The organism is Mycobacterium sp. DL440 (genome assembly GCF_011745145.1).
Lineage (GTDB): Bacteria > Actinomycetota > Actinomycetes > Mycobacteriales > Mycobacteriaceae > Mycobacterium.
Genome location: NZ_CP050191.1, coordinates 779318 through 800012 on the forward strand (window position 1 = coordinate 779318; position 20695 = coordinate 800012).

General features: G+C 63.5%; 21 protein-coding genes. 4 read left to right on the top strand and 17 right to left on the bottom strand.

From position 1 onward, the window contains the following. Positions 1-25: 25 nt before the first annotated feature. The 11 genes from HBE63_RS03890 to HBE63_RS03940 all read right to left on the bottom strand — a co-directional run bounded on the left by HBE63_RS03890 (position 26) and on the right by HBE63_RS03940 (position 10202). Entirely contained in the window at positions 26-970 is a 945-nt protein-coding gene (locus HBE63_RS03890; RefSeq protein ID WP_166903440.1) for a cyclase family protein, read from the bottom strand. Further along, a complete protein-coding gene (locus tag HBE63_RS03895) occupies positions 970-1773 on the bottom strand; it encodes an HpcH/HpaI aldolase/citrate lyase family protein (protein WP_166903442.1) in 804 nt (267 codons plus the stop codon). Before HBE63_RS03895 ends, HBE63_RS03890 begins: the two co-directional genes overlap by 1 nt. A gap of 33 nt (positions 1774-1806) precedes the next feature. Then, positions 1807-2757, bottom strand: a complete 951-nt coding sequence (locus HBE63_RS03900; protein WP_166903444.1) for a cyclase family protein — start codon at positions 2755-2757, stop codon at positions 1807-1809. Positions 2758-2981: 224 nt separating this feature from the next. Beyond that, the gene (locus HBE63_RS03905; protein WP_243858489.1) at positions 2982-3596 is read right to left on the bottom strand and encodes a TetR/AcrR family transcriptional regulator; all 615 of its coding nucleotides are present in this window, start codon (positions 3594-3596) and stop codon (positions 2982-2984) included. Between the two features lie 58 nt (positions 3597-3654). Next, on the bottom strand, positions 3655-4281 hold the full coding sequence (locus tag HBE63_RS03910) for a TetR/AcrR family transcriptional regulator (RefSeq protein WP_166903446.1): 627 nt from the start codon (positions 4279-4281) through the stop codon (positions 3655-3657). A 317-nt stretch (positions 4282-4598) separates the two neighbouring features. Beyond that, positions 4599-5633 (bottom strand): acyl-CoA dehydrogenase family protein, encoded by a 1035-nt coding sequence (locus HBE63_RS03915; protein ID WP_166903448.1) that lies wholly within the window; start codon positions 5631-5633, stop codon positions 4599-4601. 1 nt (position 5634) lies between these two features. Then, a complete protein-coding gene (locus HBE63_RS03920; RefSeq protein ID WP_166903450.1) occupies positions 5635-6807 on the bottom strand; it encodes an acyl-CoA dehydrogenase family protein in 1173 nt (390 codons plus the stop codon). Between the two features lie 53 nt (positions 6808-6860). After that, positions 6861-7895: a zinc-binding dehydrogenase gene (locus HBE63_RS03925; protein WP_208301293.1), complete on the bottom strand. Its 1035-nt coding sequence runs from the start codon at positions 7893-7895 to the stop codon at positions 6861-6863. 55 nt (positions 7896-7950) lie between these two features. Further along, positions 7951-9051, bottom strand: coding sequence for an amidohydrolase family protein (locus HBE63_RS03930; protein WP_166903452.1), 1101 nt, complete (start codon positions 9049-9051; stop codon positions 7951-7953). A 9-nt stretch (positions 9052-9060) separates the two neighbouring features. Then, on the bottom strand, positions 9061-9522 hold the full coding sequence (locus HBE63_RS03935; protein ID WP_166903453.1) for an Hsp20/alpha crystallin family protein: 462 nt from the start codon (positions 9520-9522) through the stop codon (positions 9061-9063). Further along, complete coding sequence (locus HBE63_RS03940; RefSeq protein ID WP_166903455.1) at positions 9522-10202, bottom strand: maleylpyruvate isomerase N-terminal domain-containing protein; 681 nt, start codon at positions 10200-10202, stop codon at positions 9522-9524. Before HBE63_RS03940 ends, HBE63_RS03935 begins: the two co-directional genes overlap by 1 nt. A gap of 68 nt (positions 10203-10270) precedes the next feature. Here HBE63_RS03940 and HBE63_RS03945 point away from each other — a divergent pair, with 68 nt between their 5' ends. Then, complete coding sequence (locus tag HBE63_RS03945; RefSeq protein ID WP_166903457.1) at positions 10271-11455, top strand: cytochrome P450; 1185 nt, start codon at positions 10271-10273, stop codon at positions 11453-11455. An 87-nt stretch (positions 11456-11542) separates the two neighbouring features. Continuing rightward, the gene (locus HBE63_RS03950) at positions 11543-12457 is read left to right on the top strand and encodes an MBL fold metallo-hydrolase (protein ID WP_166903459.1); all 915 of its coding nucleotides are present in this window, start codon (positions 11543-11545) and stop codon (positions 12455-12457) included. Positions 12458-12509: 52 nt separating this feature from the next. Here HBE63_RS03950 and HBE63_RS03955 read toward each other — a convergent pair whose 3' ends face one another. The 6 genes from HBE63_RS03955 to HBE63_RS03980 are packed head-to-tail and all read right to left on the bottom strand — an operon-like array spanning position 12510 to position 18374. Further along, a complete protein-coding gene (locus HBE63_RS03955; RefSeq protein WP_166903461.1) occupies positions 12510-13664 on the bottom strand; it encodes an acyl-CoA dehydrogenase family protein in 1155 nt (384 codons plus the stop codon). Then, positions 13661-14731 (bottom strand): acyl-CoA dehydrogenase family protein, encoded by a 1071-nt coding sequence (locus tag HBE63_RS03960; RefSeq protein WP_166903462.1) that lies wholly within the window; start codon positions 14729-14731, stop codon positions 13661-13663. The genes HBE63_RS03955 and HBE63_RS03960 overlap by 4 nt, the downstream gene beginning before the upstream one ends. Position 14732: 1 nt before the next feature. Further along, positions 14733-15608 (bottom strand): LLM class F420-dependent oxidoreductase, encoded by an 876-nt coding sequence (locus HBE63_RS03965; protein ID WP_166903464.1) that lies wholly within the window; start codon positions 15606-15608, stop codon positions 14733-14735. Continuing rightward, entirely contained in the window at positions 15605-16498 is an 894-nt protein-coding gene (locus tag HBE63_RS03970) for an enoyl-CoA hydratase (protein WP_166903466.1), read from the bottom strand. The genes HBE63_RS03965 and HBE63_RS03970 overlap by 4 nt, the downstream gene beginning before the upstream one ends. Beyond that, complete coding sequence (locus HBE63_RS03975) at positions 16495-16887, bottom strand: nuclear transport factor 2 family protein (protein WP_166903468.1); 393 nt, start codon at positions 16885-16887, stop codon at positions 16495-16497. The genes HBE63_RS03970 and HBE63_RS03975 overlap by 4 nt, the downstream gene beginning before the upstream one ends. 2 nt (positions 16888-16889) lie before the next feature. Continuing rightward, positions 16890-18374 (bottom strand): aldehyde dehydrogenase, encoded by a 1485-nt coding sequence (locus HBE63_RS03980; RefSeq protein WP_166903470.1) that lies wholly within the window; start codon positions 18372-18374, stop codon positions 16890-16892. 106 nt (positions 18375-18480) lie between these two features. Between HBE63_RS03980 and HBE63_RS03985 the strand changes: the two genes are divergently transcribed. Together HBE63_RS03985 and HBE63_RS03990 are read left to right on the top strand one after the other, a co-directional pair. Next, the gene (locus tag HBE63_RS03985) at positions 18481-19353 is read left to right on the top strand and encodes an alpha/beta hydrolase (protein WP_166903472.1); all 873 of its coding nucleotides are present in this window, start codon (positions 18481-18483) and stop codon (positions 19351-19353) included. A gap of 54 nt (positions 19354-19407) precedes the next feature. Beyond that, on the top strand, positions 19408-20646 hold the full coding sequence (locus HBE63_RS03990; protein WP_166903474.1) for an amidohydrolase family protein: 1239 nt from the start codon (positions 19408-19410) through the stop codon (positions 20644-20646). Positions 20647-20695: the final 49 nt, after the last annotated feature.

A 20695-nucleotide genomic window follows, 5' to 3' on the forward strand; every position in this document is an offset into this window, starting at 1 on the left:
ATGACTGACAAGGTCGCAAAAGGGGCTAAAATACGGCGACCGGGTTGGTGGCGCAGGCCGTGACACCGACGAATCGCCACGGCAGCATCGTGAAAAAGAACTCCCAGCGTTGCCGCTCTTCGCAGGTCCGGGCGAGTTCGGTGAGTTCGACGTTGTCGATGAGCCACAGCCCGAGAGCGACGAGTGCCACGGCGTGGATCGGCCGGAACAGGTCGAAGGTGTCGAAGCCGGACGGTTGCACGTCCTGGATGCAGTCGCTGCCAAGGACGGCGATGTCCCGCTCCCTCAGGTACGGCAGACACGCCGCATGCAGGCCGGGTTGCGGGCTGCCCACTTCTCGGCCGCCCTCGTGGAGTGCGCGAGCGACGTGGCCCGTGTGGACGAGCAGTGCGTCGCCGGCGCGGACGGTGACACCTTGGCGTTCTTCGGCAGCGGCCAGTTCCTCAGGCATGATCGGGTAGCTGGCGTCCAGCCAGGGCACGCCGTGCAGGCCGGCGATGTCGAGAAGCAGGCCGCGGGTGATGATTCCGTCGCTGGCATGATGGATTGACAACTTGCCCGCGCCACCGACCGAGGTGGTCTCCTCGGCGTCGAATCCGTTGTAGTTTTTGCCATCCCAGGTGTAATGGGCCAAGCCATCGAGGTGGGTTTGAGAGCCGTGTCCGACGATGCCGACGTACTCGCTGTTGCCGTCGAAGCGAATGCCCTTACCGACGTGGTGGCTCACTTCGCCGAGCTCCATATACCGCTGCACTACGCCGAGACCACTCTTGAGCGGGTCGGGATCTTTGGGGTCGATGTTGCGCGAGAGCGACACGACCTCCCCGGTCTGCACCAGCGCGGCCGCTTCTTTGCGGCGTTCGGGAGTGATCAGGTTCAGCGTTCCGAGCCGGTCGTCGGCGCCCCAGCGCCCCCAGTTCGACAGCGAATCAAAGTAGCCGATGACGTCCTCGGCGGTGGGTTTTGGCATTACCGGGCTCCCGTCACAGTCGGCTCGAGGGCGCTGCGGGCTTCATCCAACTGCGCCTTGAAGACGGTATAGAGCAGCCCGCGGTCGCCGGTGACGTTGATGATCCGAGATCCGCTGGCGGCCACTGCTTCTAGGCCGCCCGAGCCGAAGCCGGGAATAGCGATGTACTCGATGCCGGCATCGTGTGTTGCCTGGATGACTTTGGCTACCGCCGCGTCGACGTCGGGGTGGGTGACGTTGCCCTCGAGACCGAGGGCCATTGCCAGGTCGAACGGACCGAATACCAGGCCATCCAAGCCGGGCACACGGGCGATGGAGTCGACGTTTTCGACCCCTTCGATGTCCTCGATCAGCCCGAACACCAGGGTGTCGCGGTTCGCACGCTGGTAGTCGGCAATCCAGTTCTCGGTGAGGTGGCCCACCGCGCGGGTGGCCGGGCAGGCTCCGCGGGTGCCCTCCGGTTCGTACTTGGCGGCCGCGACGATGGCGGCCGCGACATCGGCATTGCACATGTGGGGGGCCATGATTCCGGTTGCGCCTGCGTCGAGGACGCGTTGGATGAAGGACGGGTTGTGATCCGGTACCCGCACGATGGCGTCAATGCCGACAGCATCGGCGGCCCGAATAAGCGTATTGATATCGCCGAGGTCCATCGTTCCGTGTTCGGCGTCGATCCAGGCAAAGTCGTAGCCGGTGTATCCGACGATGTCCACGGAGTCGGGGGAGGGGAGTTGCACGGTGACGCCGTAGGCGCGTTCACCGGCTTCCAGCTTGTTGCGGATGCGTCGAGGGTAGGTGCGCATGATTGTTCTCCTTCTATCGAAAAGTCAAGGGCGTCAGAACATGGCGATGGGGTTGGTGGCACTGGAGGTGACGCCAACCAGGCGCCACGGCAGCATCGAGAAGAAGAACTCCCATCGCTGTTTGGCCGCACACGTTTCAGCGAGTTCGGTGAGCTCGACGTTGTCGATCAACCACAAGCCCATGGCTACCAACGTGACCGCATGAATCGGCATATACAGATCGGGTGAGTCGAAGCCGGAGGGACGGACGTCCTGGATGCCGTCGCTGCCCAGGACCGCGACGTCGCGCTCGTGTAGGAACGGTAGGCATGCGGCGCTCAAGCCGGGCTGAGTGGTATCGACTCCTTTGGGCCTGTCGGACGCCAGTGCGGCCAGCCGCGCGAAATGTCCGGTATGGACGAGCAGTACGTCGCCCGACCCGACAGTGATGTTCTGACGTTGCTCGGCGGCCAGCAGATCATCGGGAGTGATCGCGTAATCCTCGTCGAGCCACCGGACACCCTTGGCTGCCGGAATGTCCAGCAGGACTCCGCGGCTGACGATCCCTTCTTTGGCCTGGTGTACCGAGAGTTTCGTCGCGCCGCCCACCGAGGTGGTATCCCCGGCGTCGAAGCCGTTGTAGTTCTTGTTCTCCCAGGAAAAGTGAGCCAAGCCGTCGAGGTGGGTGTGCGATCCGTGGCCCACGATGCCCACGTACTCGCGTACCGCGTCGAACTGGATGGCACCGCCCGACATGTGGCTCACTTCGCCCAGTTCCATATAGCGCTGCAGTACCGTGCCCCGTCCCAGCGGGTCCGGGTCAGCGGGGTCCATGTCTCGGGAGAGCGAGACCACGTCGCCGTCGCGGACTGCACCAGCTGCAGCGGCGCGCTTCTCTGAGGTGATCAGGTTGAGTGTTCCGAGACGATCGTCCTCACCCCAACGACCCCAGTTGGACAGGGTGTGAAAATAGTTCCGGACTTCCTGCTCCGTCGGGCGACTCATGGTGAAAAACTCCTTCGGGCACAGCCGCCGGTGGCTGCTCTTCTTGGATCGGATGGTCTTGGATCGGATGGTCGCTTATCGCCGCGTCCATCGATTACGACTCTACGAGTCTTCCAGTGCCGCGTCCAAGACTAATCTTGAAGGATATTGCTGCGGTTTAGGTCATAATCGGGTGGACTGGGGCCGCCCGGTGCTACCGATTGCAGATAATGAAAATAAAGTCGTTAGTCAGACCGTGGATTGTCCGCTGCGTGGGTACCTACTGAGTGCGCGCCTGCGGCATGTTCGCTCGGTTTACGTGAGTCGATGTAGAAGACAATCGCTTCGACGAGCGCTTTCCGTTCGCGCGACGTGTCGAGAGGCTCTGCTGCGGTCAGTTGGGCTATCACGAGCCCGCGCAGGGTCGCCCACATCAGATTGCCGATATCCCTGCCGTGCCGCGTGGCCAATTGCCCGCCGAGACGGCGGCCAAGCGCGCCGAAGGCGTTGTGCAGCTCGGCAAGGTGGGTGGATGCCGTTGATCCACCCGAAGCGCGGGTGGCGACGACGATCTCCAGCGCCGCCAGGGAATTGCCGCTGGAGAGTGCTCGCCAAGCGGCGTCGACTCCGAACGTGATGCGCTGCCGCAGGGTCACGGTGGCGGATTCAGTGCGTATGCCATTGAGAGTCTCGATCAGCTCAGCGAAGACGTAATCGACGACCGACAGGAGTAGCCCGTCGCGATCACCGAAGTGATACTGGATGACGCCCCATGTGACGCCGGCCTTTCTGGCGATGTGCCGGGCGCTCGCGGCGCCGAAGCCTTCAGCATGAATGCATAGGAGCGTCTCGTCGATCACGGCGGCACGGGTGCTGGCGGCACGCGGCTGACTTCCATGAGCAGGTCTGCGTGGCGCGCTACGGGGACACATGATGCCGTTCAAGGTAGCCAGTCACCGTGTTGATCAAGATCTGCCGTTCACGGGCGGTGGTTGCCGGCTCTACGCCGAGCATCTGTGCTGACATCGCCCCCAGCAGAGTCGTCCAGATGAGGTCTCCGATGACGGCGGCGTGACGAGGTGCCAGCCCTTCACCGAGATAGCGACGTCCCAGCTGCCTTAGGGTCTCGAATACCTCGGACAAGTATTGGCTTTTTGTGTCGCCGCGTTCGGCGCGCGTCGCGATCAGAATCTGTATCGCGGCCGCTGAAGTAGGGCTGGTGAAGGCACACCACATGGCATCGATGAGTAAGCGCGCGTTCTGCCGAGCTGACCGTGCCGCGGGCTGAGGCTTCACCGCGCGCAGAGACTCGAGTAGGTCCTTGAAGCCGCGATCCACGACGGCCATGAGGAGTCCGTCCCGATCTCCGAAGTGGTACTGGATGGCCCCCCAGGTAACGCCTGCGCGTTCGGCCACCCGCTTGGCGCTGGCGGCGGCAAAGCCTTCTTCACGTACGCACTGTACGAACTCATCGACAAGCCGCCCACGTTGGTCGTAGATGGCGGAGCCAGTGGTCCGGCCGCGTAGAGAAGCGTGTGTTGTCATTGTTGGGTTCAGCACATTACCGCCTCGTCGACGGTACCCACAACAATCGTCGCGACCACCGCTGCTGGGTTTACAAAGACGTGCGCGGCATCCGAGAGCGCAAGCGGCGATCGATGTTGGACCGTTGCTCTGCGCCGCACAAACAGGATTCGCGGAAGGTGTCGACGTTGCAGGCCGCGTTGCCTAGGGAACGAACGAGGCTGCGTCACTGTGGCGTAGCTCCGCGACATCACGATGTCGTCGAAACCGGAGCCGAATCCTGTGGCTACCGACAGCCGAAATAGCTTGAGAAGCCCGTGTTTCCGGCCGTATTGGACCTATTCAAGGTTCGGCACCGGCTCGGCGAGCAGCGTCGTTTGATGCAGGCGGGTGCCGCCGCTGATGTGGTCAAAGAGATGAGCGCGTTTCAAGTAATGGTGCACATCGCATTCCGCGGTGAAGCCGATGCCGCCATGGATGCGAATGGCGATCGTCGCATTGCGCAGCGCCGCGTCGGTGGCGACGATGCTGGCGGCGGCGGATTGGAAACGCGCGTCATCACGTGCATCGCGGGTAGCCACCGCTGCAAATATCGTTTGCGAGAGAGCCGCTCTGGTCCGCAGCGCCATATCGGCGCAGTGATGGGCCACCGCTTGGAAGGCGCCGATGGGCTTGCCGAACTGCATCCGAATCTTTGCGTACTCCACTGCCAAATCCCGCGTGGCTTCTGCGTTGCCGGCCAGTTGAGCCGCGATGAGTAGATTGGCGTGTAGCGCGATCGGTGCGGCCGCAGCCGGTACGAAGCCGAGGGCGGCGGTATCCACGGCGCTGCCGCGTTCGAGGTCGACCGACCCGTCGAGCGCAGTCACGGAACAAACATCCTTCACGCATGTCCGTTCAATGAGCGCCGCACCGTCGTCATCCCACAGGATCAGAAGATCGTCGTCCTCAGAATCGATCAGATGAAGGTCGCCGCGTACCGACGAACCGATCACGCCAGGCCCAATCATGTTCGCCACCGCGGCGCGGGTCTCGCCGGCCACGATTGACCGGACGAGGTCCGCGTCGCCCGCTGCGCTTGCCACATGAGCGGCGAGCGTCGTCGCCAGGATTCGCGGCGATATCAGGAAGCGGCCGAACTCTCTGAACGCCAGCATCTCTTCCACGACACCGTATCCGGCGCCATCAAGGTCTTCTGGAATCCCGAGGCCGAACCAGCCCTGTGCGGCCAGTTCGGGCCATCCCCGGCGCTCATCGCGTTCGGCGGGCCTGTGCTCTCCGCGCAATCGCTCAACCGGGTACCGTGCGGCCAAGAACCCCGCAATGCTATCGATGATTTCTTGTTGTTCCGAGGACGCGACCAGTTCAATCATGTCAGTAGCTCCGTGGCAGACCGAGGACGCGCTCGGCAATGATATTGCGCCGGATCTCCGCGGAGCCTCCTGCGATCAAGTAATAGCGATCTTCGAGATATGGCACGGTCCATTCCTGCGCATCGCCGGAGACCTCCAGGGCGTCTGCACCGAGAATGTCGAGGGACAGCAGCCGGACGCGTTGCAGGATCTCCCCGCAATAGAGAAAGTCCATGGAGGCCTCCGGACCAGGGGACGCCCCGTCTGCATTTCGCGAGATGGCCTCGTAGTTCATGGCCTGTAATGCCGCGATTTCGGCTCGGAGTGTGGCGAGCCGCGCGGCAATCACATCATCGTCGATGGCCGACTTGCGGCCGTTCGGTCCGGGCCTCGCCTTGGCGAGGTCGATCAGTTGCTCGAGTAGATTGCGCAGCTCGGAAGCGCGAGCGACCGATAGCGCGCCGCGCTCGAAGGAAAGAGTCGACATCGCCACGCGCCAGCCGTCACCGAGCTTGCCCACCACGTTGCTCAACGGGATACGCACGTTGTCGTAGAACACTTCGCAGAAGTGATGGTTGTTCGCCATCGTCATGATCGGGCGGATTCGAATACCTGGCGTGCGCATATCGACGACTACCCAGGTAATTCCTTTGTGCTTCGGCGTCGTCGGGCCGGTGCGCACCAAGGTTTCCTGATATGTGGCGAGGTGAGCATGACTGGTCCAGATCTTCTGACCGTTGAGGACCAGGCTGTCGCCGTCGATGACGGCGCGCAGGCTTAAGGCGGCGAGATCGGAACCCGCACCGGGTTCCGAGAAACCCTGGCACCACACCAGCTCACCGCGCAGAATCGGAGGGAGATACAGCGACTTCTGGGCATCGGTCCCCGAAGCGATGATCGTGGGTCCTGCGTGGTTGAGGGCAACGCTCAGGCAGCCTTCCAAGGGTGCGCGAGCTTGCGCGCACTCGTCGTACCAGATCATCTGCTCGACCAGCGACAGTCCTTGGCCACCGTATTCGCGTGGCCATGCAAGTCCGGCCCAGCCACCTTCGTATTTCTTGCTCTGCCAGGCCAAGTCGAATTCACGCATCGCGACCCCGTCACTGGGACGAGCCTGGCGGGGCTTGTTCTCAGCCAGCCAGGTGCGCACCTTGTCGCGAAACTGAACCTCGTCGGAAGAAAATTCAAACTGCATGCGGAGATCTCCAAGAGTGCGTGTTCATCGCCCCGGAAACCGGGGTCCTTTCCTCAAAGCCGGACAAGGACTTTGAGCGCTGCGCGATCGGCCATGGCGCGGTAGCCCTCGGGCACTTCGTCCAGCCCGATGCTGCGGTCGAACACCTGGCCCGGCTCGATGGTGCCGTCGAGTACGTCGGGCAGCAGTTCCTCGATGTAGGCGCGCACCGGGGCCACGCCACCGGTGATGGTGACATTGCGGTAGAACGGCCCGAATCCCAGGGGAGCGTCTTCGTATTGCGGCACGCCGAGCCGACTGACCGTGCCGCCGGCACGTACCAATCCGACTGCGGTGTCCAGTGCTTCACGGGTTCCGACACACTCCACCACGGCGTGCGTGCCGTCGCCGCCGGTGAGCTCCCGGACCCGCTCGACACCGTTGTCGCCGCGTTCGGCGACGATTTCGGTGGCACCGAACTCGCGGCCGAGGTCGGTGCGTCGCTGATGCCGTCCCATCAAAACGATCTGCTCGGCGCCGAGGCGCTTGGCGGCCAGCACCGCGCAGAGGCCGACGGCGCCATCGCCGATGACGGTCACCGTCGTGCCCTTTTTGACTCCGGATGTCACCGCCCCGTGATGGCCGGTGCAGTACACGTCGGACAAGGTCAACAGCGACGACAGCAACGCCGAGTCTTCGCCGACAGGCAGCTTGACCAGCGTGCCCTGCGCCTGCGGTACCCGCACCGCCTCACCTTGACCGCCGTCGATCCCATTCCATGCCCAGGGGCCGCCATGCCGGCACGCGGCGTGCAGGCCCTCGGTGCAGAAGTCACAGGTGTTATCGGCAAATACGAAGGGCGCCACCACCAGATCGCCTGCCTTCAGGCCGGAAACCTCCGAGCCGACGTCTTCGACCACCCCGATGAACTCGTGACCCATCCGTGAGCCTTGTTCGGTCCGAGTCATTGATTGGTACAGCCACAGGTCGCTGCCGCATATGCACGACTGGGTCACCCGCACCAGCGCGTCAGTCGGTTCGCGCAGGATCGGATCGGGCACATTTTCCACCCGCACATCGCCCGCGGCGTACATCAATGTTGCTCTCACGCATGACCTTTCTTGATTTGCGGCGACAGGCCGGTGACTCGCTCTGCGGACCGGCTCAGACGGGGGTGGTCAGCACTTCGTTCGAGAAGTTGAACAGGCGAGCCGCCGTATCGCGGAACACCGCCGCCGTGGTGGCGTCGTCAAGTCCCTTCGACAACCTGGCAACCGTGTCCCTGCTGAACGGGTAGGTGCCCTCCTCGTGGGGGTAGTCAGAGCCCCAGATCACCGGGGACGCACCGGTGAGCGGGATGTTGTGGATGGCGACCGGATCGTCCTGGAACGTCGCGTGAATCTGCCGACGTAGGTAAAAGCTTGGTGGCTCCGGCAGTTCGGGATTGATCCAGCTCTTGCCGGTCGCGGTCTTGCCGTACTTGCGGAATGACTCGGTGTAGAAGTCGAGGGTCTGCATGGTCCAGGCCAGCCACCCGACGTTGTACTCGACGAACACCACGTGCAAATTCGGGTGGTTGGCCAGGACCCCGGACGTGGCGAACAGGGCGGCCACTCGGGGGGCCATCGATTGAGTCGCCAACAGGTTGGACACGCCGGCGCCCAGCCCTCGGTAGAAGTACATGTCGTGGCCGGTGCCCTGATGGATGACGATGGGCATGCCGCTCGCCTCGGCTGCGGCCCACAGCGGCTCCCATTGAACGTGGTTCCACTCGGGTGCCGCTACCGCGGGCAGCATGATGGACGCAAACCCGTTCTCGGCCAACCATTCAATCTCGCGGACCGCGTCCTCGACCCGCCACGTGGGAACGATTCCGGCGCAACGGAACCGCGGTGAACGACCGAGCGTGCTGGCGATCCACTCGTTGTAGATGCGGCACGATGCGGCGCCCTCGTCGGCATCGGGGAGCATCCACGCGTACAGCCCGATGGTCGGGTAGATGCACTCGCCGGCGACACCCTCTTGGCGCATGATCGCGTAGCGATGTTCGGGGTCGGCGATCTTCATCCGCTCGTCCTCGGGCAGGCCGAGATAACCGACCGACTGGCCCTCCAGGACGATGTCCCAGCCCCCGTCTTCGCCCGCGGTGATCCCGCGCAAGGCTCGGGAACGCATATGCGAAGGGAGGTTGTCCCTCCAGAGGTTCCGCGGCTCGTTGACGTGTGAGTCGCCGGAGATGAAACCCAGCGTGTCGGTGTCAGTCATCGGTATTCCTTAGGTGTCGAGCACTTCAATTACCCGGGCACTGCTTTCAGTGCCCTCGAACGGGACATCTCTTGGTTCGGGTCGTCGTACATGTCTCACACGAATCTCGAGCACGCCGTGGAAGTAGCTGGCGCGCACGCCATTCGGATCGGTGCCGGCGGGTAGGGCGATGCTGCGGTCGAAGTCTCCGAAAATACGCTCGGCCCGCATCGTCAGCTCCGGTGGCGCCTGGTCGGCCGGTGGACGCCGCACCCCGAGGACATACAACACCCGACCGTCGACGCGGACCTCGAGATCATCGGGCAGTACGCCGGGCACCTCGTAGCGCAGGACCATGTCGGTCTTGGTGTGGAACGCGTCCAGCGCCGGAGTCCAAGCAGGCTGTTGTTCCTCGCGCGTGCGAGTGGCTTGCTTGGCAAAGTCGGTCGTTCCACCGATCACCCGCCATGGGTCGTAGTCAGCTAGTTCCATCAGATCGCCCTCGCCGCATCAGGTTTGGCGCGCTCGGCGCGCGCCATGACTCGGATCAATTCGAGATCGGTGTTGACCTTGCGGGACACCGAAACCAAAACCGTCAGTGCCATCGCTGCGGCCTGCGGCCTTATCGGGGGAGTGGGGACATTCACGCTCACGGCGACATCGTCCATGTGCACGATCAACTCGTTGGTGCGATTGGCGACCATCATCGCCAATGCACCCGCCATCGGTGGCAGTCGAGGCAGATACACGTGCTTGTTGGGATCCTGCGCCGGCAGCACCCAACGCAGTTGCTCCAGCCATTGTTCCGCCCGCTCGATGACTGCCCCGGGCCCTTCAGATGCCGCCTGTTCGGCGATGTCGATGATGATGGCGTGGCCGACGTATTTGTCGAGGTCCTCGCGCTTGTCCAATCGCGCGGATCGGGTGTATTCGACGATGCCGAGGAATCGGGCAGTCGCCGGTTCGGGGCGTTCGCAGTTGTCCAGGACCTGCTCGAGATTCCCGAGGCCGTGGGCGGCGACGGCCCCGACGGACATCCGTTCGAGTGCGCTGGGCTCACTCCACCGTCGGGCCACCTCGGGACTCTTGACGAGGTCCAAGAAGTCGTACCCCGTGGCGATAAAAGCGCCGGGGTCGTAGCAGGTAAGCGGGAGGTTAAAGGGATTCGTCATGATGTTCCGAGTATGGTACCACTATTGTTGTGTATCGGTAATGACATTTTCCTACTGAGGTGGTGAGCATGGTTGCGATGGTGCAGGAGTTGGAGCTCCCCGTACTGTGGGACAAGGGCATCGGCGTTTTCGACCCGATCGTTGTGCGCTCCCTCTCCGAGGAGCAGTGGCTGGCCAAGACGCGCGTCGGCTACGTCGTGACCCGCTACGAGGACGTCTGCAACGTGCTGCGCGACCGGCGCTTTTATTCGGCCAGCTCCAGGCGACCAGACGTCCGGAGCGGGGATGACAATCTACGCACCTCGCTCCTAGAGATGGACGGCGACGAGCACACCCGGCTCCGCCGTCTGGTCTCCCGAGCCTTCACCCCCCGCGCCGCCGACCGGCTGCGGCCGTACATGCAAGCCACGTTCGACAAGCTGCTGACTCCAGCGCTCGCGAAAGGCTCCTGCGAGGCGGTGCACGACCTGTGCAACCCGTACCCCATCCCGGTGATCTGCCGGCTGCTCGGAGCGCCGGAAAAAGACACCGCGTTGTTCAGTGGCTGGGCCGATGACATCAATCGCATGTTCGACGTCGATCCGTCTTCGCATCTGGAGTTGATCCGGCACGCCAGCCGTGAGATCGACCAATACATCGGGGCCATGATCGCCGAACGTCGGCAGCAGCCAGCTGACGATCTGCTCAGCGAACTTATCGCCACCGAGGAGCAGGGCGATCATTTGTCGACTGTCGAGCTGACCAACTTGGTGCAGCTCCTGCTGCTGGCCGGCACCGACACAACGCGTAACCAACTCGCCTGCTCGATTGCCGTGCTGATGGCGTATCCCGAACAGTGGAAGCTGTTGGTTGAGCGACCCGATCTGGTGCCGCGCGCAGTCGAGGAAACCATGCGGTACGTCGCAACATTGCGCGGAGCACTTCGCTTTGCGTCCGAGGACATCGTCTACCGAGATGTGCTCTTCCCCAAGGGCACCATGGTCTGGACGTCCACCGCGATGGCCAATAGGGATCCCGCCACCTGGATCGATCCGGATGTCTTCGACATCACTGTCGATCGTCCCGCGCAGCAGATGGCGTTCGGCATGGGCGTTCACTTCTGCTTGGGTGCGTCGTTGGCAAGGGCTGAGTTGCAGGTCGCGCTTGGAGTACTCGCACAGCGCGCACCGACGACGGTCGCCGATGGCACCATCGCGTGGAAGCCCGACACTGTCGGCATCTGGGGGCCGGTCGAAGTCCCGCTTCGATTCTGACTCAATGTTAGGTAAACCTATTGCGGTGCAGGGGTTTCGGAGAACCATCCGGGTTCGGAAAATTAGATTACTCAAAGCGGAGTCACCATGGACATAGATCAATGGATGATCGGCGACATCTCCATCAAGAAGCACGTCGAGATGCTGTTCTGGGCGCCACTTAACCCGGCCATCACTCAGGCGTGGGACGGTGGCTCCTTCGAGGAAATCCTTGCAATGGCGTGGTTGAACCCCACTTGGATGAACGAGGCGGGCGAGGTCGGAGTCGGCGTTCATTCATTCCTGATCGAAACCCCTGACGGCCGCCGTTTCATCGTGGACACGGGAGTAGGAAACGCCAAGAAACGCGCATCGCCAATGTTCGCCGATCTCGACAGCGACTTCCTGGATCGCTTGACCGCCGTGGGATGGCCGCCCGAGAGCGTGGACGGCGTGATCTGCACCCACCTACACATCGACCACACTGGGTGGAACACCAACTTTGTTGACGGGCAATGGGTTCCCACCTTCCCGAACGCCCGCTACTACTTCGTCGGAATCGAGTACGACTACTGGAAGAGCTACGCGGAAGATCCCACCGCACGGGACGGTTACGAGGTTGATTGGGCGCGTGACATGGTCGACGGCGCGGCTGTATTCAATGACTCGGTGCGTCCCATCGCCGACGCGGGACTGATGATGCTCGTGGAACCGGACGAAGTTATTGCGCCGGGAATCCGACTGATCCCCTCGCACGGCCACACGCCTGGGCACGTGTGCGTCGCCATCGAATCCAACGGCCAGAGTGCCGTGATTACCGGCGACATGGTGCACTCCATCTATCAGATCGCGCGACCCGAATGGTCTTCACAGCTCGATACCGATATGGATGCGTCGCGGGTAACACGCCAGCGGCTGGTCTCCGAGTGGGCCGACTCTGGAACGCTCGTGCTCGGCACGCACTTCGGCCCACCTACGTGCGGCCACATCCACCGAGAGGAAACGGGTTACCGTATAGACTGAGGCGGCTGCACTCATCGATCGAAATATCTTGTGCTGTCCCGGAATATCGGAGCTAACTACGCGGGGTGCTGCGCGGCAACTGCAGGTATTTCTCGGCGATCATGTTGCGGAATATCTGGGTCGTGCCGCCGTAGATAGCCGTCCCCGGCGCGAAGCGGAAGAGCTCCTCAAGGAGGCCGTCGGCCGCTGCACCCTCGGCGCCGTGCGGCAGCACGCCGACGGGTCCCATCAGGTCCAGCAGCACCGATGCCGTCCGGATGAACATATCGGCGGCGTATACCCGGGCGAGCGGACCCGCTGCAGCGTCGGCGACCTCGATCTCGAGGGCCACTCGGGCGATGCGCTCGCGCACTGCAACGTCGTCAATGCGGTTGGTAGCCCGCAGATGCGCGACGGCCGCTTCGAGCAGGATGCGGGACTTGTAAATGTTGATACGGCCCAACCCCGCCGTGAGGTCATCGCGCTGATCCATACCGTGCTCGGCGGCCAACGGTGCCTGCAGGACGGCCCACCCCTCGTCGATCCCACCGATACGGTAGTGATCCGGCAGGCGCACACCGTCGAGGAAGACGAAATTGGTGCGTTCCCCGCCGAGGGTTCGGATCGGTTGGATCTCGATGCCCGCAAGGCCCAGTGGCACCAGGAACACGGTCAGCCCACGATGTTTCGCGGCGTCGGGATCGGTGCGAGTGAGGCATAAGCAGTACTGGCAGAACTGCGCGCCGGTAGTGAACATCTTTTGGCCGTTGATGATCCAGTCGTCGCCGTCGCGCACCGCGCGGGTGCGTGTCGACGCCAGGTCGGAGCCACAGTCTGGCTCGGTGTAGCCGAGACAGATGTTGACGGTGCCGTCCGCGATACCGGGTAGTACCTCGGCCCTCAGGGCCTCGTTCGCGAAGCCCTGCACGGCGATGGCAGGCAGTGGAGTTGTCTGGGTGACGACCTCCGGTGCGCCGGACCGCTCAAGCTCAAGCTCCACGATGCGAGTACGCACCGCGTCCAGGCCCGGTCCACCGAGCTCTGCAGGCCAGCGCGGAACGGCCCATCCCCGAGATCCGATGGCGGAGTGGAACGTCTCACTGAGACCGTTGCCGGTCTGCCGCTCTTGTTCGCGCACCGCCTCGGTGACGTGCTCCTCGTGGAAGGCCCGCGCCTCAGCCCAGAACGCCAACGTGTCCTCGTCCAACTCGAGCGGCGTGAAATTCACTGGCGGTCTCCCAACAACTCATCGGCGATGCGCTGCAGGTGCGTCGCGCGAGTTCCCCCGACCAGCGCCCGGCCCTTGGCGCGTCGGTAGTGCAGCTGCACATCTGATTCGAGCGTGAATCCGAAGCCGCCCTGGGTTCGGATGGCCGTCAAACCAGCTTCCTCAGCGGCCTCAGCGGCGTGCACGAAGGCCATCGTTACGAGCGGTCCCAACGACTGCGGCTCATGGTCGGCGTACCACGCCGCCTTGCGCACCAGACGCCGACCGGAGTCGAGCAGTATTTCCAGGTCGGCCAACGGGTGAGCGATCGCCTGGAACATGCCGATCGGCACCCCAAATGCTTTGCGGTTACGGGCATAATCAGCCGCGAGTCGCTTCGCCGAATCGCCGGAGCCGATCAGTGCCGCCGCGGTCAGCAATCGCCACTCGGCCACGGCTTGTCCGAACGCTGCCACCGCGGTATCGCCCTCGGCCAACACGTGGGCATCATCCAGATCCCACCATGCCAGCGGGGCTGCCGCCAGGTTGAGCACGTGCGGTCGCGGCGTGCGGCGGGTCGAGGCCACCACCGCCCCGCCTTGCACTCCGATGACCGTCGCGGCCACCGCGCCGTTCGGTACGAGAAATCGCCCGTCGACATTGTCACCGACAGTCAGCGACATGACGCCACCCTGCAGGCAACCGTCGAGCAGCGTGGCTGCAGCATCTCCGCCGAGGCGAGCAAGGAGGCGGGCCACCACAACGACGTCGATGATGGGGACGGGCGCGGCCGCCCGGCCGATCTCCTCGGCGAGGAGTACCAGTTCGACGAGTCCGCCACCATCTCCGCCGCGACCCTCGGGCACCGCGATCGAAATGAGTCCCTGCGCCACCAGCTCGTCCCAAAGGCCGGCGTCCCAACCGAGTGGTTCGGCCGCCCTGACGACCTCCGATGGACACCGCTTGGTGAGAAACGCGCGAACAACGTCACGCAACTCCGTTTGCTCTGCCGAGAGCGAGTAATCGGCCGGGCGCAACATGAACCGCTCGAGCTCATCGAGGTGCCGGCTGACGTAGGTCGTGCCCACCTCAATCACCCAGCTCAGCGATGACCTCGTCGGCGAATCGCTTCGACCAATCGGCCCACGCCTGCGCGGTCGGCCGTTCGCCCTCCGGTGCTTGGGGCGCCACGACGACACGGGTCACCCCCGCATCTTCCAGCCGTTTGAAGCCATCCAGCGAGGTGTCGAGTGGCGAGGGCATGGTGACCTCGAACGGGCCGTCTCGGCCGGCCTCTGCACGCGCCTTCATGACTATCGCCAGCTTGGTTTTGAAATCGTCGAGGCTCTTGGAACCGAGTTCGATCCAACCGTCGCCCAGCCGGCCCGCTCGACGGCAGGCCGCGGGCGAGCTACCGCCGATATGGATGGGGATACTCGGCTTCTGAACGGGTTTGGGCTGAAACTTCACCGGTCCGAAATCAAAGTGCTCGTCGTGCACCTCGATGACGTCTTCCGACCACAGTCGACGGATCGCATCGATACTCGCGTCCGCGCGCTTACCACGCGTTTTGAAAGGCATATTGACGTAATCGAATTCGTCCTCAAGCCACCCGACGCCCGCACCGAGGATCACTCGGCCGCCGGATAGTCTGTCGACCGTCACCACCGAGCGTGCGGTCAGGAGCGGGTGACGCAGCGTAAGAATGTAGACGTTGGTGGCCAGCATCAAGGTCGTTGTTCCCGCCGCGATGAACGACAGAACGGCCCACGGGTCATACGACGGGGTATCCGGTGTGATTTCCGGCAGTCCCGAATCGGTGTACGGATAGGTCGCGGGGATCTTCGCCGGGAACACCAGGTGCTCGGGGACCCACACCGAGTCGATTCCGTTTAGCTCGAACGCGTGCGCTACGTCGGGCATGTGGCGCAGGCTGATGCCCATGATGTGGCTGCCGAACTTCATGGTGCGTCCTTCCTAGCGGTCTGCAGCGGCGGTGCGTTCTTCCAGCTGACGATGCCGTCAGAGGGCTGGGCGACCGAGATCGGCGGGGGGTGCAGCTGACCCCAGTGTGAGTGGTTGAGCTGATGCAGGGTGAAACAGGCCTGCAGCGCATTGGAGAAGCCCATGTTGTCGACGGTCTGGTTGACCGCTTCCTTGACGAGCAGGCTCGCCATCGTCGGGACGCCGGCGATGCGTCTGGCGAACTCAAGGGTTTTGTCGCCGAGTTCGGCGACCGGGAAGATCTTGGACACCATACCCAGGCGGTAGGCCTCTTCGGCATCGAGTGCGTCGCCCGTGAGCAATAGTTCCTTCGCCTTGCGCGGGCCGAATTCCCAAGGGTGGCCGAAGTACTCGACGCCGCACATGCCCAGGCGGGTGCCGACGACGTCGGCGAACATCGCATCGTCGGAGGCGACGATCAGATCGCAGGCCCAGGCCAACATCAAGCCTGCCGCAAGTACCTTCCCGTTGACCTGCGCGATGGTGATCTTGCGGAGATTGCGCCACCGCCGAGTGTTCTCGAAGAAGTAGTGCCACTCTTGCAGCATCCGGGGCTCAGCACCTTCGCGGGTGCCGCCGTTGATGGCATAGGTTGGGTGGGCGTCTGGACCCGTGGTCTCGGAAAGGTAAGTGGCGGGGCTCATATCGTGACCCGAGGAGAAGGTCGGCCCGGTGCCGCCCAGGATCACGACGCGCACCTGATCGTCTGCCTCGGCAGCGAGAAATGCGTCGTTGAGTTCGACGAGCAGGCTTCGGTTCTGCGCGTTACGCGTCTCCGGCCGGTTGAGGAGGATCCGGACGATGCTGCCCTCGTCGAACCGCTCGACGAGAAGGTGGCGATATTCGGTCACGAAGCATCCCCGCCATCGGGTGTGAATACCCGTTGGACGAAGCGCCACTTGCCGCCCTCCCGGCGGATCTGGTCCCGATAGCGACCGGTCGCAAGGAGTTTCGCCGGCCGACTACCGCGGTAGGCGACCAAATACGCACGCCCCACAGCTTCATCGCCGTCGCCTTCGGCGTAGACCCCCGTCGCAACGTGGCGGATGTTCTTGCCGACGAGGTCGGCGGCGAACTTCCGCAACGCGTCGCGACCCTGAATGGGCGTGCCCACACCACCGAATGTGGCTTCCGGCGTGAAGCATTCGGCGAACGCGTCCGCTTCGCCGTCGTCAAGGGTGTTGCAGAAACCTGCGTAGAGCTGTTGAATCGCGACGATATCGTCGGTTTCGAGTGGCACCTTCAACTCCTCTGTTCAAGCGAGACGTAGACGTTCTTGGTCTGCAGGAATTCTTCGATGCCGACGCGGCCGCCTTCTCTGCCGAAGCCGCTGGCTTTGCTTCCACCGAACGGTGCGGTCGCGGTCATCGACGGGAACGAGTTGATGCTCACGTAGCCGGCGTCGAGATCATCGACGACGCGGTGTGCGCGACCCAGATCATTGGTGTGCAGGTAAGCCGCGAGCGCGTACGGCGAGTCGTTCGCGATGCGAACGGCCTCCTCGTCGTCGTGGAAGGGGATGACGCACAAGACCGGACCGAATATCTCCTCTTGGGCGATGCGGCTGCTGTTGTCGACGTCAACGACCACGGTGGGTTCGACGAAGAAGCCATCCGCCAAGTCGGCACCGGCCCGCGCGCCGCCGGTCACGAGCTTTCCTGCACCGGCGGCAGTCGCTTCTTGGACATAGCCGAGGATCCGGTCGCACGCCTGAGCACTGATCACCGGCCCCATCGTGACTGCCAGATCGAGTGGGTCCCCGATGGTCGCGGCTTCGGCGACCGCACGGACGCGGTCGACCATTTCGTCATAGACCTGGTCCTGGACGAGCAGGCGCGTCGGGAATAGGCAACCTTGGCCTGAACTGGCGATCGTGGCCATGTGTCCGGCCATCTGCGCCGCGCTCGCCAGATCGGCGTCGGCGAACACGATGTTCGCCGATTTGCCGCCGAGCTCGAGAATCAGCGGCTTGGTCGATTCCGCCGCGATCGCCATCACATTGCGGGCGGTGCTGGTGCCGCCGGTGAAGGACACCTTGCTGACGTCCGGATGGCGGATCAGCGCTTGACCCACCTCGGGACCGCCGGCCAGGACGCTGAGCACGCCGTCCGGCAGCCCGGCTTGGGCGAACAACTCGGCCAGCCGCATCAGCGCGAATGGGCCCAGCTCGGGCGATTTGAGCACCACGCAGTTACCCGCCGCCAGCGCGGGGGCGAGTTTCTTGCAGGCCGTGATCAGAGGTGCATTCCAGGGAATCAGCGAAGCGATGACGCCGTAAGGCTCGTAGCGGACGTAATCCAGTGCCTGCCGCGGATAGCTGGCGACCAGCTCGCCGGCCATCTTGTCCGTCCAGCCCGCGTAGTACTCGAGGTAATCGACTGCGGAGCGAACGCTGCTGCGCTGCAGCGGCATTCCGGTCTCCAGCGCGACCAGTACCTTGAACTCCTCTTCGGCGGCCTGCAGTAGAGCTGCGGCATCGAAGAGCAGCCTGCGGCGCTGGTCGGCACCCATTCGCCGCCACGCAGGAAACGCACGACGCGCCGCACGTACCGCACGGTCGACTTCGTCCGGGCCGGCGACGGGGAAGGAGCCCAGGACGCGACCGGTTGTCGGATCCAGCCGATCCATCGTCGTGGTCCCCGTGGTCACGCGTTCGCCGCCGATGAACAGTGCCGCCGCGGGCAACGCCTTGCTTGCGGCGGCCTCGTGAGCTGCCCGGATCTGCATAGTGACTCCCTTGTTGGACTGTTACACTACCCTAAAAGAAAAATGACATGACCCAATAGGGGAACGATCATATCCCGACCGGGTTGGACCAGTGAAAGGGAAGCCGGTGAAGCGCCAGGACGTAGATTTTCTCTCCGAGGGGGTCCTCCTGCGGGCCTGGCTCTACCTGCCCGAGGGAACGGGCCCGTTCCCGGCGATCGCGCTCGGTCACGGATTCACCGGCATCAAGGACGGCTTCCTGCACCACGACTACCCTGGGTTCTTTGCAGCTGCCGGCTTTGTAGCCCTGGCCTTTGACTATCCCAACTCCGGTGATAGCGAAGGCCATCTCCGTGGGGAACTTGATCCGATTGCACAGCAACGGGCCTACCGCGACGCGATTACCTACCTCGTCAATCGGCCCGAGGTCGATGCCGAGCGAATTGGGATCTGGGGGACCAGCTACGGCGGTGGGCACGTACTTACGGTCGGGGCAGTCGACCGCCGGGTGCGTTGTGTCGTTTCGCAAGTCCCGACGATCAGCGGTTCGCGCAACCACATCCGGCGCAACACACCCACGCAGCTGCGGGAGAAGCGGGTTGCATTCGATAAGGACCGCCTTGACCGCGCTCGCGGAGGCACTCCCGCGATGGTCCAGGCGCTCGCTGACGACAACATGTTCACCCGCATGCCGCCCGAGTGCTCCGCGCACCTCGACAAAGATGTCACCTTGCGCACGATGGAGCTCTACGCCGAGTACGAGCCCGCCTCCATCATCGAAAGAGTCAGCCCGACGCCTCTTCTCATGATCATTGCCGACGACGACGACATGACCTTCACCGAGGACGAGCTCGAGGCCTATGCGCGGGCTCGTGAACCGAAGTCGCTCGTGATGGTCAACGGCGACCACCGGGTGGTCTACTTCGAGGAATATAAGCGGACCAGCACCGCGGCACGGGACTGGTTCCTCGCTCACCTCGGCAAACCGACAAGCTCCTGATCGCCAAACGAATGTTGTTGTGGGACTGTGGAGTTTCGATTCAGAGGAGATGAAATGAGCAGGCAGTTCTTTACCGGGGCGAATTTGATCGACGGCACCGGCGATGCCAAGGCTGATGTCACAGTCGTCGTGGAGGGCGAGCTCATCCTCGCAGTCGGCAGGGGTAGCGCGCTTCCCGAGCCGACTGCCGGCGACCAGGTATACCCATTGGCCGGCCGATCTCTGATGCCCGGCATGATCGACGGCCACGCACATCTGAGCTATCCGAACTTTGATCCCGACGATCTCCACAGTCTCGAGATGACCTACCCGTCGACCTACGTGGCGGTGCTGGCGGCCCTCAACGCCGAGGCCACGCTGAAGGCAGGATTCACCGCGGCTGCGGGAGCGGGCTCGATCCACCAAATCGACCGTGTACTGAAGGATTTGATCAATAGAGGCACCGTGCCGGGGCCGCGACTGCTGGCGTGCGGTCAGGACATCGTGCCCACAGCCGGCGGCATGGACCTGAAGCCGTCCTGGTGGAATTTCGGCATGACTGGGTTGGCGGCGATCGTCGACGGGCCCGTCGAAGTACGCAGGGCTGTGCGAGCCCAAGCCAAGGAAGGCAATGACCTTCTCAAGATCTACCCCCAAGGCGGACATGGCGTTCCCATGCGCGGCATGGACATGCAACAGGACGAGATCGAAGCCGCCTGCAACACCGCGCACGACAAGGGCAAACTGGTCCGTGCGCATGTGGTGACCAAGCCCGCCATCCTGGCCTGTCTGAAGGCAGGGGTGGACATCATCGATCACGGCAGCGGCATAGACGACGAGGTGATCGAACTTTTGGTCAAGCAGGATGTGTACCTACTGCCGAGCCTGTACATGGCAAGCATTGCGCCGCAATACTATGCGGCCAAGAAAGACAAGGACGACCCCGCGCGGGGGGTAGGTCAGTGGTTCGAGCGTGCAGCGGAGAAGCTCGCGCGTGCCCAAGCGGCCGGCGTCAAGATGGTGGTCGGCGACGACTTCGGTACCGCGATGACTCCTCACGGCGACAATGGCAAGGAACTGGCTGTGTATGTGAACCAGCTGGGCCTCTCGGCGCACGATGTGATCGGCTGGGCGACGAAGAACGGCGCGGAGATGATGCGCAAGGGTGACGAGTTCGGCACCATAACCCCCGGCAAGCTCGCCGATCTCCTGGTCGTCGATGGCGATCCCGTCGCCGATATCACGCTGTTGGGCGATCCTGCGAAAATTTCGGTCATGCAGGGCGGACGCTTCGTCACGAATTGGCTCGAGTGATCCCTCGGTCGCGGCGGAACGATGGCGCGGTACGCGATCGTGTACCCCT

Bases quoted from the DNA above. Each gene is read 5' to 3' on its own strand.
- HBE63_RS03890 (WP_166903440.1), bottom strand. From the start codon at position 970: ATGCCAAAACCCACCGCCGAGGACGTCATCGGCTACTTTGATTCGCTG.
- HBE63_RS03895 (WP_166903442.1), bottom strand. From the start codon at position 1,773: ATGCGCACCTACCCTCGACGCATCCGCAACAAGCTGGAAGCCGGTGAA.
- HBE63_RS03900 (WP_166903444.1), bottom strand. From the start codon at position 2,757: ATGAGTCGCCCGACGGAGCAGGAAGTCCGGAACTATTTTCACACCCTG.
- HBE63_RS03910 (WP_166903446.1), bottom strand. From the start codon at position 4,281: ATGACAACACACGCTTCTCTACGCGGCCGGACCACTGGCTCCGCCATC.
- HBE63_RS03915 (WP_166903448.1), bottom strand. From the start codon at position 5,633: ATGATTGAACTGGTCGCGTCCTCGGAACAACAAGAAATCATCGATAGC.
- HBE63_RS03920 (WP_166903450.1), bottom strand. From the start codon at position 6,807: ATGCAGTTTGAATTTTCTTCCGACGAGGTTCAGTTTCGCGACAAGGTG.
- HBE63_RS03930 (WP_166903452.1), bottom strand. From the start codon at position 9,051: ATGACTGACACCGACACGCTGGGTTTCATCTCCGGCGACTCACACGTC.
- HBE63_RS03935 (WP_166903453.1), bottom strand. From the start codon at position 9,522: ATGGAACTAGCTGACTACGACCCATGGCGGGTGATCGGTGGAACGACC.
- HBE63_RS03940 (WP_166903455.1), bottom strand. From the start codon at position 10,202: ATGACGAATCCCTTTAACCTCCCGCTTACCTGCTACGACCCCGGCGCT.
- HBE63_RS03945 (WP_166903457.1), top strand. From the start codon at position 10,271: ATGGTTGCGATGGTGCAGGAGTTGGAGCTCCCCGTACTGTGGGACAAG.
- HBE63_RS03950 (WP_166903459.1), top strand. From the start codon at position 11,543: ATGGACATAGATCAATGGATGATCGGCGACATCTCCATCAAGAAGCAC.
- HBE63_RS03965 (WP_166903464.1), bottom strand. From the start codon at position 15,608: ATGAAGTTCGGCAGCCACATCATGGGCATCAGCCTGCGCCACATGCCC.
- HBE63_RS03980 (WP_166903470.1), bottom strand. From the start codon at position 18,374: ATGCAGATCCGGGCAGCTCACGAGGCCGCCGCAAGCAAGGCGTTGCCC.
- HBE63_RS03990 (WP_166903474.1), top strand. From the start codon at position 19,408: ATGAGCAGGCAGTTCTTTACCGGGGCGAATTTGATCGACGGCACCGGC.